Origin of the sequence: Pseudomonas sp. NBRC 111119 (genome assembly GCF_001320125.1) — a bacterium.
GTDB lineage: Bacteria > Pseudomonadota > Gammaproteobacteria > Pseudomonadales > Pseudomonadaceae > Aquipseudomonas > Aquipseudomonas parafulva.
Window position 1 is genome coordinate 19,219 of record NZ_BCAV01000048.1, and the last position, 11,211, is coordinate 30,429.

Annotated in this window: 10 protein-coding genes; 1 reads left to right on the forward strand and 9 read right to left on the reverse strand. The window is 64.2% G+C overall.

The window, feature by feature from the left end:
• Nucleotides 1-22 precede the first annotated feature (22 nt).
• The 6 genes from APH25_RS17940 to APH25_RS17965 form a co-directional block, all read right to left on the reverse strand.
• Complete coding sequence (locus APH25_RS17940) at nucleotides 23-850, reverse strand: ABC transporter permease (RefSeq protein WP_028633527.1); 828 nt, start codon at nucleotides 848-850, stop codon at nucleotides 23-25.
• 11 nt (nucleotides 851-861) lie between these two features.
• The gene (locus APH25_RS17945) at nucleotides 862-2,109 is read right to left on the reverse strand and encodes an ABC transporter permease (RefSeq protein ID WP_060482858.1); all 1,248 of its coding nucleotides are present in this window, start codon (nucleotides 2,107-2,109) and stop codon (nucleotides 862-864) included.
• A gap of 61 nt (nucleotides 2,110-2,170) precedes the next feature.
• Complete coding sequence (locus APH25_RS17950; protein WP_060482859.1) at nucleotides 2,171-3,205, reverse strand: ABC transporter substrate-binding protein; 1,035 nt, start codon at nucleotides 3,203-3,205, stop codon at nucleotides 2,171-2,173.
• A gap of 40 nt (nucleotides 3,206-3,245) precedes the next feature.
• A complete protein-coding gene (locus APH25_RS17955; RefSeq protein WP_060482860.1) occupies nucleotides 3,246-4,370 on the reverse strand; it encodes an ABC transporter ATP-binding protein in 1,125 nt (374 codons plus the stop codon).
• A gap of 203 nt (nucleotides 4,371-4,573) precedes the next feature.
• On the reverse strand, nucleotides 4,574-5,203 hold the full coding sequence (locus APH25_RS17960) for a response regulator transcription factor (protein WP_060482861.1): 630 nt from the start codon (nucleotides 5,201-5,203) through the stop codon (nucleotides 4,574-4,576).
• A gap of 10 nt (nucleotides 5,204-5,213) precedes the next feature.
• On the reverse strand, nucleotides 5,214-7,601 hold the full coding sequence (locus APH25_RS17965; RefSeq protein WP_060482862.1) for a PAS domain S-box protein: 2,388 nt from the start codon (nucleotides 7,599-7,601) through the stop codon (nucleotides 5,214-5,216).
• Between the two features lie 94 nt (nucleotides 7,602-7,695).
• On the opposite strand from APH25_RS17965, the gene APH25_RS17970 reads away from it, so the two are divergent.
• Nucleotides 7,696-8,694: an alpha/beta hydrolase family protein gene (locus APH25_RS17970; RefSeq protein WP_060482863.1), complete on the forward strand. Its 999-nt coding sequence runs from the start codon at nucleotides 7,696-7,698 to the stop codon at nucleotides 8,692-8,694.
• Between the two features lie 4 nt (nucleotides 8,695-8,698).
• Here APH25_RS17970 and APH25_RS17975 read toward each other — a convergent pair whose 3' ends face one another.
• Genes APH25_RS17975 through APH25_RS17985 form a run of 3 tightly spaced genes read right to left on the reverse strand, consistent with a single transcriptional unit; the run spans nucleotide 8,699 to nucleotide 11,155 of the window.
• Complete coding sequence (locus APH25_RS17975; protein WP_028633534.1) at nucleotides 8,699-9,466, reverse strand: TerB family tellurite resistance protein; 768 nt, start codon at nucleotides 9,464-9,466, stop codon at nucleotides 8,699-8,701.
• 1 nt (nucleotide 9,467) lies between these two features.
• Nucleotides 9,468-10,139: an N-acetylmuramate alpha-1-phosphate uridylyltransferase MurU gene (gene murU, locus APH25_RS17980; RefSeq protein WP_060482864.1), complete on the reverse strand. Its 672-nt coding sequence runs from the start codon at nucleotides 10,137-10,139 to the stop codon at nucleotides 9,468-9,470.
• Nucleotides 10,136-11,155, reverse strand: a complete 1,020-nt coding sequence (locus APH25_RS17985) for an aminoglycoside phosphotransferase family protein (protein WP_060482865.1) — start codon at nucleotides 11,153-11,155, stop codon at nucleotides 10,136-10,138. The genes murU and APH25_RS17985 overlap by 4 nt, the downstream gene beginning before the upstream one ends.
• Between the last annotated feature and the right edge of the window lie 56 nt (nucleotides 11,156-11,211).

The following is an 11,211-nucleotide window of genomic DNA, read 5'->3' on the forward strand; positions in this document are numbered from 1 at the left end:
GGTGGCGCATCGCGAGCAGCGGTCAGGCAGGCTGCTGGGTCCTCAGTTTTTCGCTGCGCCCACGCAGCCATTCCAGGGTCAGCAGCAGTACCACCGAGAACGCGATCAGCAAGGTGGCCGCCGCCGCAATGGTGGGGCTGAGGTTCTCGCGTATGCCGCTGAACATCTGCCGTGGCAGGGTCGCCTGCTCAGGCCCGGCCAAGAACAGCGTCACAACCACCTCGTCAAACGAGGTAGCAAAGGCAAACAGTGCCCCCGAAATCACGCCTGGGGCGATCAGCGGCAAGGTCACCCGACGGAATGCCAGCAGTGGCGACGCCCCCAGGCTGGCCGCCGCCCGCACCAGGTTGTGGTTGAACCCTTGCAGGGTTGCCGACACGGTGATGATGACGAACGGTACACCCAATACGGCGTGTACCAGAATCAGCGAGGTGAAGCTGTTGCCCAGGCCCAGCGGGGCGAAAAACAGGTAACTGGCCACACCGATGATCACCACCGGCACCACCATGGGCGATATCACCAGGGCCATCACCAGCGACTTGCCCGGGAAATCGCCCCGGGTCAGGCCGATGGCCGCCAGCGTACCGAACACCATGGCCAGCGCCGTGGCGGCCGGGGCAACGATGATGCTGTTCTTCAGCGCGCGCATCCACTCGGCCGAGCCGAAGAAATCCTGGTACCACTGCAGCGAGAAGCCCTGCAACGGGTACACCAGGAAACTGCCGCTGTTGAATGACAGCGGCACGATGACCAGCACAGGCAGAATCAGGAACAACAGGATCAGGCCGCAGAGAATGCGCAGGCTGTAGAACCAGACCCGCTCGACGGGTGACATGTATGGGCTCAGCATGACAAAGCTCCTCAGCTCAGGCGCAGGCGGCTGGCGCCAACCAGCCAGCTATAGATCAGGTACAACAGCACGGTGGCCAGCAACAGCAGCCCGCCAAGGGCGGTGGCCATGCCCCAGTTGATACTGGTGTTGGTGTAGAAGGCCACGAAATAGCTGACCATCTGGTCGTTCGGGCTGCCGAGCAGCGCCGGGGTGATGTAGTAGCCGATGGCAAGAATGAACACCAGCAGGCACCCGGCCCCCACACCTGCGTAGGTCTGCGGGAAGTACACCCGCCAGAAACTGGCGAACGGGTGGCAGCCCAGCGAAATGGCGGCACGCATATAGCTGGGCGAAATGCCTTTCATCACGCTGTACAGCGGCAGAATCATGAACGGCAACAGAATGTGCACCATCGAGATGTACACACCTGTGCGGTTGAAAACCAGCTCCAGCGGTTGATCAATGATGCCCATGGCCATCAGCGCACTGTTGATCAGGCCGCCCGACTGCAGCAGCACGATCCACGCCGCCACACGCACCAGAATCGACGTCCAGAACGGCAGCAGTACCAGGATCATCAGCAGGTTGCTCTGCCGGGTCGGCAGGTTGGCCAGCAGGTACGCCAGGGGGTAGGCCAGCACCAGGCAGATGGCAGTGATCACCACCCCCATCCACAGTGTGCGGGTGAAGATATCCAGGTAGATCGCCTGGTCGGGGGTGGCCTTGGCCAGTTCGCCCAGGTCGTCGATACGGTGGTCGAGCGAGGCCAGCAGGTAGAACGAGGTCACCGTGCTGGTGTTACGGCGTATCGCCTGCCAGTAGGCGGGGTCGCCCCAGCGCTCGTCCAGGGTTTGCAGTGCATCCTTGTACGACGCAGGCTCGCTTTTGAACGGCAGCGCGCGTGCGGTCTTGGCCAGCAGGCTCCGATAGCCGGCCAGCTCCATGTTCAGGCGCTTGGAAAGGTCGCCCAGGGTCTGGTTCTTGCGCGACTCGGCCAGGTCCTGGCTCAGTGCCTTGTAGACGTCCTCGCCGGGCAGGCTCTTGCCGTCCCACTGGCCGATGATCTCGACCGTGCGCGGCAGGCCGCTGACCACTTCCGGGTTGCCGACGCTCTTGTACAGCAGCGCGCCGATAGGCACCAGGAACACCAGCAGAAGAAACAGCGCCAACGGCGCGATCAACGCCTGCGCCTTCCAGCGGTTGACCCGCTCGGCGCGCTTGAGGCGCTGCTTGAGATTTGAACCTGCGCCTTCTTTGAGGGGCACTGCGATGGCCATGGCAAACTCCGCGATACGAACTGAAAATGGGGCCGCACCGCGGCCCCCTTACGCTGGTCGTTTACTTCTTCGCCGCCCAGGCGTTGAAGCGTTGCTCCAGCTGCTCGCTGTTGTCGGCCCAGAAGGCCACGTCGATCTGCACCTGGTTGGCAATGTTCTCAGGCGTGGTCGGCATGTCTTTCTTCACATCTTCGGACAGCAACTCCACAGCCTTGGAATTCGCCGGCCCGTAGGCAATGTTCTCGGAGTAGGTCTTCTGCTGTGGCGGCTGCACGCTGAAGGCGATGAACTTCTTGGCCTGCTCGGTATCCTTGGCGCCCTTCGGAATGGCCCAGGCATCGAAGTCGTAGATACCGCCGTTCCACACCACCTTGAGGTTGCTTTCTTTTTGCACGGCGGCAATGCGCCCGTTGTAGGCCGAGCTCATGACCACGTCACCCGAGGCCAGGTACTGCGGCGGCTGGGCACCGGCTTCCCACCACTGGATGCTGGGCTTGAGCTCGTCGAGTTTCTTGAAGGCGCGGTCCACCCCTTCTTTGGTGCCCAGCACCTGGTAGACGTCCTTGGGTGCCACGCCGTCGGCCATCAGGGCGAATTCCAGGGTGTACTTGGCCCCTTTGCGCAGGCCGCGCTTGCCCGGGAATTTCTTGGTGTCCCAGAAATCGGCCCAACTGGTGGGGGCCGTCTTGAGCTTGTCGGCGTTGTAGGCCAGCACCGTGGACCAGACGAAGAAGCCCACGCCACAAGGCTGGATGGCGCCGGGCACGTAATCGCCTTCGTTGCCGAACAACGCCGGGTCGAGTTCTTCGAACATGCCTTCGTCACAGCCACGGGCGAGCTCTGGCGACTCCACTTCCACCAGGTTCCAGGACACGCTCTTGGTGTCGACCATCGCCTTGACCTTGGCCATTTCACCGTTGTACTCACCGGCGACGATCTTGCCATTACCGGCCTTTTCCCACGGCTCGTAGAACGCCTTCACCTGGGCCGCCTTGTTGGCGCCTCCGAACGACACCACGGTCAGGTCTGCAGCCATGCTCTGGCCAGCGGCGAACAGCCCCAGGGCCAGGGCGGTCAGTTTCAACTGCTTGCGCATTGTTATTTTCTCCACAGTACAGGGTTGGTGCAGCAAACCTTCATTGGGCCTCGGTGACCGGGTCGAGCGCGCGGGCGTGCTCCACCTCCCAGCCCAGCGGTACCACATCGCCCACGGCCAGGGCCGGGTCGAGTTCGGCAATGGGCTGCTTCACGAAGAAATCGGCCTTGCCGCAAACCTCCAGGCGCACCCGCACGTGGTCGCCCAGGTAAATGAATTCGGCCACGCGGCCAGAGAAGCGGTTGACGCAGGCTTCGCTGTGGCCGTTGAGGCGCACGCGTTCCGGGCGGATCGACAAGGTAACCGGCTCGCCCGGGCTTCCTACGTTCACCGCCAGCGCCTCAACCCGCTCACCGCGCGCCAGCTGCACCTGGCAACGGTTGCCCTCGTGACTCAGCAGGGTGCCGTTGATGCGGTTGTTCTCGCCGATGAAGTTGGCGACGAAGGTGTTGCAGGGCGCCTCGTACAGGGTGCGCGGGTCGGCGATCTGCTGGATCTGGCCCTGGTGGAATACCGCCACGCGGTCCGACATGGTCAGCGCCTCGCCCTGGTCGTGGGTCACGTACACCACAGTGACGCCAAGGCGCTGGTGGATATGCTTTATTTCCATCTGCATGTGCTCACGCAGCTGCTTGTCCAGCGCCCCCAGCGGCTCATCCATCAGCACCAGCTGCGGCTCGAACACCAGGGCCCGGGCCAGCGCCACACGTTGCTGTTGCCCACCGGACAACTGGCCGGGGTAGCGTTTGGCGAAGGCCTCCAGCTGCACCATGTTGAGCACGCGCTTGACCCGTTCGCTGATATCGGTCTTGCTCAGGTTGCGCACCGTCAGCGGGAAGGCCAGGTTCTCGGCCACGGTCATGTGCGGGAACAGCGCGTAGTTCTGGAACACCATGCCGATGTCGCGCTTGTGCGGCGGCACGTTGTTGATGGAGCGCCCGGCCAGCTGGATTTCACCTGCGGTAGGGGTTTCGAAGCCGGCGAGCATCATCAGGCTGGTAGTCTTGCCTGAGCCAGAGGGCCCAAGCAGGGTCAGAAACTCGCCCTTGCGGATGTCCAGGTTAAGGTCTTTGACGATCAGCGACTCGCCGTCGTAGCTCTTCTGCACACCACGGAAGCTGACCAGCGTTTCGCCGGTTACAGCGTTCGACTTCGCCTCGCTCATGCCTGCACCTTCTTGTTGGATGACTGCGTAGGCAAAAGCGTAGAAGAGTGGCAAGCACCAGGAAATCGGGGGCGCTGAGAGAATGCCATCATCCGGATGGAAGATTGTGTGTAGGGATTGCCCTACAAGGATGACGCGATTGGGACACCTGCCAGCACTGCCATCCATCCCTTGTGGGGGCGGGCGCAACCTGTGTGTCGCAATCAGACCAGCTTGTGCTCCATGGCGTACTTCACCAGCTCCGCCAGGGAGCTCACTTTCAGCTTCTGCATCAGCCGCGCCTTGTGGGTGCTGATGGTTTTGCTCGACAGCGCCAGCTGCTGGGCAATGTCGTTGACGTTAGCGCCCTGGGCCAGGCGCTCGAACACTGAAAACTCCCGCTCCGACAACAGCGTATGCAGCGGCCGAGACTCGGTCAGGCCGACCTCGAACACCATGCGGTCCGCCAGCGCCGGGTCGATGTAGCGCCCACCCCCGGCCACCCGGCGGATCGCCGCCAGCAACAGCGCCGGGTCGCTGTCCTTGGTGGCATAGCCTGCCGCCCCGGCTTTCAATGCACGCGCCGCCATCTGCGCCTCGTCATGCATCGACAGCATCAGGATTGCCGGTGGGTCCTGCAGTGCGCGGATGCGCGGGATGGCTTCCAGCCCATTGACGCCCGGCATGGAGATATCCAGCAACACCACTTCGCAGGGCGTATGCCTGAGGGTGTCGAGCAACTGCTCGCCATTGCCGGCCTCGCCCGCCACCTGCATGTCCTTGGCCAGGCCGATCAACTGCTTGATGCCTTCGCGGACAATGGTGTGGTCTTCGGCCACCAGTACTCGAATCACGGTCGTTCTCCTATTCCAACGCAATGGCCACGCTCAGGCTGGTGCCCTCGCCCGGTTCACTGAGCAGCACCATGCTGCCACCCAGCATGAGCACCCGCTCGCGCATGCCTACCAGGCCAAACGAGGTGGGCCGTGGCTGGTCGCGACAAAAACCCTGCCCGTCATCGCTCACGGTCATGCGCAATTGCCCCGCCTCAAGCACCAGTTCTATTTCCACGCTGTGGGCGTTGGCGTGGCGCATCACATTGGTCAGCGCTTCCTGAAGAATACGGAACAGGCCCGTTGCCTTGGCATCGCTCAATGCTGGCAGATTATCGGGCACCTGCACCAGGCACGGGATCTGCGTGCGCGCCTCGAAGCGCCGCGCCTGCCATTCGATGGCCGACGCGATGCCTGCATCCAGAATCGGCGGGCGCAGGGCCGTGGCCACATCGCGTACCAGCTGGAACAGCTGACTGATCAGCCGTTTCATAGTGGCCAGGCGCTCATTGAGGGCAGGGTCGAGTTCGGCAAACGCCAACTCGCACATCGACACTTCCAGCTTCAACACCGTCAGCATCTGCCCCAGCTCGTCGTGCACTTCCCGGGCGATGCGGGCTTTTTCTTCCTCACGCACGCTTTCCAGGTGCGCGGACAATTCACGCAACTGCTCCTGGGAGCGTGCCAGGGCCAGTTCGGCCCGCTTACCCTGGGTGATATCCCACACCACCCCGTCCCACACCACCTGGCCATTGGCCAGGCGACGGGTACTGGCCTTGATGTCAGCCCAGCGCTGCTCGCCCTGGCGGGTCAGGATGCGGCCCTGCCATTGCCAGTCCTGCTCGCTGGCCAGGGCCAGGTTCTGCACGTGGTGGTAGTCGGCCCGGTCGTCGGGGTGTACCAAGGTGCGCAGCCCCATCTGCGGGTGCTGGATCTCGCTGGGGGTGTAGCCCACCAGCGCCTCGCTGCCCTCGCTGATGTACGGAAACTCCAGCCCGCCAACGGCCGGGTCGCGCTCCAGGCGGAACACCAGGCCCGGGACGTTACCGGCAATCCCCTTGAGCCTCGCCTCGCTCTCGCGCAGCGCGGCCATGGCCCGGTGGCGCTCGGTGACATCGGCAAGGTAGACCACCAGGTACTCGGCATCGCGAAAGCGCAGAAAGCTCAGCGACAGCTCCACCGGGAGCAGGCTGTGATCAGCGCGCCGACACTGGGTTTCGAACTGCCCGATGCCCCCCTCGCCCGAGCGCGCGCGCTTCCACAGCTCCAGCCAGCGGTCCATGTTCAGGCCAGGCTCGAAATCGCCCAGTGGCCGGTCCAGCAGCGCCCCTTGCGCATACCCCAGCATGCGCTCGGCAGCAGGGTTGGCGTAGCGCACATGGCTGTCCCAGTTCACCCAGAGGGTACCCACCGTGCTCTGATCGATCGCGAACTGGCTCAGCCGCGCAGCTTCATCGCGTGCATGCCGCTCCTGCAGACGTTCCCGGGTAGTCAGCAGGCTACGCTCAAGTTCGCGCTGCTGCCGGCGCTGCCACATCAGGGTGGCCAGGGCACCCAGCAGCAACATGCCCAGCAGCAAGGCCAGGTTCTGCCAGAATCCGGGCGACTCGCTCAGGCGGGGGTACCGAGGCTGCAGCCAGCGCTGGTGCAACTGCTCGAGCTGCTTGGCAGGCAACGCCTGCAAGCCACGTTCGAGCACATCGGCCAGCAGCGGCCAGTCCTGCCTCGAACCGATGCGCAGCAACTGCGGCAGGCCGATATCCCCCACCACTGCCAGCTCACCAAACTCACTTTCACGTGACAACCGGCTCAGCTGTGCTTCATCCATCACGGCAAAACTGGCCTGCCCGCTAACCAACAGTTGCAGAGCCTCTCGCTCATCAGGCACCCCTTGCAGGTTCAGGTTCCCGTAGTTGCCCCGCAGGTAGGTCGCCAACTGGCTGGGCATGCGTACCACCACCCGCTGCGCGGCATCGAGTTTTTCAAGCTCGACTGCCATGGCGCCATTACGCGGCCCAACGATCAGTTGTGGCACCCGCATGTACGGGTCACTGAACAGCCACAGGCGCAGGCTGGCCGGGGTTTGCGTAAGGCCCGGGGCAAAGTCGATCTCGCCTGCCTGCAAGGCGTGCTCCAGGCTGGCCTGGTCCGGGAAGTTTCGCCAGGTAAGGTCCAGGCGCAGGGCCTGGGCGAGGCTACTCACCAATTCCACGTTGGCCCCGTACAGCTGCTGCAGGCGCCGGTCGAACTGGGCGTAAGGCGCCTGCAGCACCAAGCCGACCCGCAAACTGCGATGGCTGTCCAACCACTGCTGCTGGGCAGGTTCCAGCGTAACGGTGGGTACCGGCTCTGGCCTGGCCAGCGCAATCAGGGGGAGCCACAGGCAGCCAATCACCAACAGGCGACGCATTCGGTTCATCTACAGGCTCTTCCAGGCGAGGCGGCCATCGCGCATGGCCGTCCCGGCCAAATACCATTACGCTGCAGAAATCATTCAGGCCTTGGGTTGATACATGTCCACACTCTATCGCACGACGCTGGCAATGTGCTGCCTTGCCTCGATTCTTCCACTGGCTGCGCTGGCAGCGGATGCCGAAAAGCCTGCCGCCGCCACCGAGGCAACCCGCCCCGAAGCGGTTCGCCCGCCCTTGCTGGAGCGTAGCCAGGAGGATGCCCAGGCCCTGGAGCGCCTGGTGCCCAAAGCTGAACAGGAAACCTTGCAGGCCGGCACCGACAGCTTCCTGGCCCTGTGGAAACCCGCCAACGACGCCGACCCGAAAGGGGCAGTGATCATTGTGCCCGGGGCAGGTGAAACCGCCGATTGGCCCCGAGCGGTCGGGCCACTGCGGCAGAAATTCCCGGATGTGGGCTGGCACAGTTTGAGCGTCAGCCTGCCGGACCTGTTGATAGACAGCCCTCAAGCCCGGGTCGAGGACAAACCAGCCGAGGTGCCCGCCAGCCAGGACGGCCAGCGTGCCCCCGTCAAGGATGAGCCGGCCGACGCCAATGCCAACGTTGCCCAGGCCACCGCAGCCGACCCGGACACTGCACAAGGTACTGATGCCGAAGTAGCCGACCAGCAGGCCGACCCCGCTGATGCCGAGCGCATCTTTGCCCGCCTGGATGCGGCCGTTGCGTTCGCCCAACAGCACAACGCCCGCAGCATCGTGCTGATCGGCCATGGCAGCGGCGGCTACTGGGCCGCCCGCTACCTCAGCGAGCGGCAGCCCCCGCAGGTACAAAAGCTGGTGATGGTGGCCGCGCAGACCCCGGCACGGGTCGAGCATGACCTGGAGAGCCTGGCGCCAACACTCAAAGTGCCAACGGCTGACATTTACTATGCCACCCGCAGCGCCGACCGCGCCGCAGCCGCGCTGCGCCTGCAAGCCAGCAAGCGGCAAAAGGACAGCCAGTATCGCCAGCTGTCGCTGATCGCCATGCCAGGCAACCAGGCTGCGGAGCAGGAACAATTGTTCCGCCGGGTGCGCGGCTGGATGAGCCCGCAAGGGTGACGCTTCAAATACCCCGCCGCTTGCGGATCATCGCATAGGCCTGGTGCAACTCGCGGGTGCGCTCGGTGGCCTCGCGCAACTGCGCCTCGCTGGCCCCCGTGCCAGCCAGCTTGTCCGGGTGGTGGCGGCTTACCAGACGGCGATAGGCCTGCTTGATCACGGCGCCGTCGGTATCGGCCTCCACCGCCAGCAAGCGCATCGCTGCCGCATAGGTCATGCCCACGCCCGCCATGCCAGCGGTTTTGCGCGGCTCGTACTCTTGCGACATCGCCTGCACTTGGCGGCGGCTCATGCCCAGCTTGTGCCCCCAGTCCAGCAGCAGTTCACGCTCCTTGTTGCCCATCCTGCCGTCAGCCCAGACCATGCGCCAGCTGGCGCGCATGGTACCTTCCGCCGCATGCGGCTGCTGGCGGATGCGGCGCAAGTAGGCGCCCAGCCGATCCTTGCCGGCCTTGCCGCGGTTGAACGCCTCGATTGCCCGCAGGCGCGCAGGCTCGTCCAGGTTCAGGCGCACCATCTCCTGCCGGGCCTGCTGGATATGCTGCTCGGCTACACGGCCGTCACACTTGGCCAGGCGCCCCAGCAAGACAAACAGCAGTTCTTCATCACGCAGCGCAGGCCGCCCGCCGAGGCGTTCACGCACATCTTCCCACCCTTGCAGGCGCATGTGGCGGTCCATCACCTGGCCGAGCAAGGCCCCCAGCAGGGCACCGGGAATGCTGGCGATGGCAAAGCCGGCACCGGCGCCAATCAACGTACCAGGCCACCACATGTCAGGCGTGCTCGCCAAGCAGGCGCTCGGCCTCGGCCAGGCGCTCCAGGGTGCCTACGTCCACCCATCGGCCAGCATGGCGCTCACCGCTGACCTTGCCGGCAGCCATGGCCTGGCGCAGCAGTGGCGCGAGCTTGAATGCGCCAGGCTGGCAACCGTCGAACAGTGATGGGTGCAGCAGGGAAATGCCGCTGAAGGTCAGGGTACCTGGGGCGCTATCCCCGTCGAGGACCTTGCCGTCGACCAGGCGAAAATCGCCGTGGCCGTGATGGCAGGGGTTGTCCACCAGCACCAGATGGGCCAGGCCCTGCAGCGGGCATTGCAACCGGGAAAAATCGTAGTCGGTCCAGATATCACCGTTTACCAGCACGAAGGGTTCATCGCCCAGCAAAGGCAGCGCCTTGAAGATACCGCCACCGGTTTCCAGGGGCTCGCCCTCGGCGGAGTAGCGGATATGCAGGCCAAAGCGGCTGCCATCACCCAGGTGGCGTTCGATCTGCTGGCCGAGCCAGGCATGGTTGATCACCACATCGGCAATGCCCGCAGCGGCCAGCGCTTGCAAGTGGTATTCGATCAATGGCCGCCCGGCAAGCGGCACCAGCGGCTTGGGCGTGTGCAGGGTCAAGGGGCGCATGCGCTCGCCCTTGCCTGCCGCCAGAATCATGGCTTTCATGCACGTGCTCCCGCCTGTAGCCCGGCGATCAACTCACCCAGCTCGGCCAGTTCGGGGCGGCGGGTGATCACCTCTTCTATATAGGCGAAAAAGCGCGGTACATCGCCCAGGTAACGTGGCTTGCCATCGCGGTGGCAGATGCGGGCAAAAATGCCGATCACTTTCAGGTGGCGCTGCACACCCATCAGGTCGCTGGCACGCTGGAAGGTGTCGAAATCGGCCTGTACCGGGATGCCGGCGGCCTTCGCCTTTTGCCAGTAGTCACGCAGCCAGCCTTGAACCCGGGCCTGTGGCCAGCTGACGAAGGCATCCTTGAACAGGCAAGTGATGTCGTAGGTGACAGGGCCATACACGGCATCCTGGAAGTCCAGCACCCCTGGGTTTGGTGCGCTTTGCATCAGATTGCGCGGCATGTAGTCGCGGTGCACCAGCACCTTGGGCTGCGCCAGCGCGCTGTCGATCAGCAGTTGGCTGCAGCGCTGCCAGGCAGCGGCCTGCTGTTCATCGAAGGCCCGGCCAAGTTCGTGGCCCACATACCACTGGGGGAACAGCTCGACCTCACGGCGCAGCAAGGCTTCGTCGTAGCTGGGCAGTGCAGCCTCCATCGGCAGGCGCTGCACGGCCAGCAGGGCGTCGATGGCATCGGCGAACAAGGCGTCGGCATTGTCGGCATCGATGATGTCCAGGTAGGTCTGGCGGCCCATGTCGCCCAGCAGCAGGAAGCCTCGCTCCAGGTCCTGGGCGTGGATGAGTGGCACGTGCACCCCGCCACTGGCGAGCAGGTGGTCGATGGCGACGAACGGTCGGCAATCTTCCTGCGGGGGCGGGGCATCCATCACCACAAAACTGTGCCCTGCGCCTTCCCAGCGGAAGTAGCGGCGGAAGCTGGCATCACTGCTGGCTGGGGTCAGGCTGCCTGCTGGCACCTCGCCCCAGGCGTTGTTGCGGAAAAGATCCTCGAGCTGCTCGTGGAGCCACACCGTCAGTTGTTGCAGGCGTACATCGTGTTCAGGCATTACAAGGGTCTCCGACGGCCCTAGCCGTCAAGCGGGTCATGCTTTATTATCCAGCA

Bases quoted from the DNA above. Each gene is read 5' to 3' on its own strand.
- APH25_RS17975 (WP_028633534.1), bottom strand. From the start codon at position 9,466: ATGTGGTGGCCTGGTACGTTGATTGGCGCCGGTGCCGGCTTTGCCATC.
- APH25_RS17940 (WP_028633527.1), bottom strand. From the start codon at position 850: ATGCTGAGCCCATACATGTCACCCGTCGAGCGGGTCTGGTTCTACAGC.
- APH25_RS17970 (WP_060482863.1), top strand. From the start codon at position 7,696: ATGTCCACACTCTATCGCACGACGCTGGCAATGTGCTGCCTTGCCTCG.
- APH25_RS17945 (WP_060482858.1), bottom strand. From the start codon at position 2,109: ATGGCCATCGCAGTGCCCCTCAAAGAAGGCGCAGGTTCAAATCTCAAG.
- APH25_RS17950 (WP_060482859.1), bottom strand. From the start codon at position 3,205: ATGCGCAAGCAGTTGAAACTGACCGCCCTGGCCCTGGGGCTGTTCGCC.
- murU (WP_060482864.1), bottom strand. From the start codon at position 10,139: ATGAAAGCCATGATTCTGGCGGCAGGCAAGGGCGAGCGCATGCGCCCC.
- APH25_RS17955 (WP_060482860.1), bottom strand. From the start codon at position 4,370: ATGAGCGAGGCGAAGTCGAACGCTGTAACCGGCGAAACGCTGGTCAGC.
- APH25_RS17985 (WP_060482865.1), bottom strand. From the start codon at position 11,155: ATGCCTGAACACGATGTACGCCTGCAACAACTGACGGTGTGGCTCCAC.
- APH25_RS17965 (WP_060482862.1), bottom strand. From the start codon at position 7,601: ATGAACCGAATGCGTCGCCTGTTGGTGATTGGCTGCCTGTGGCTCCCC.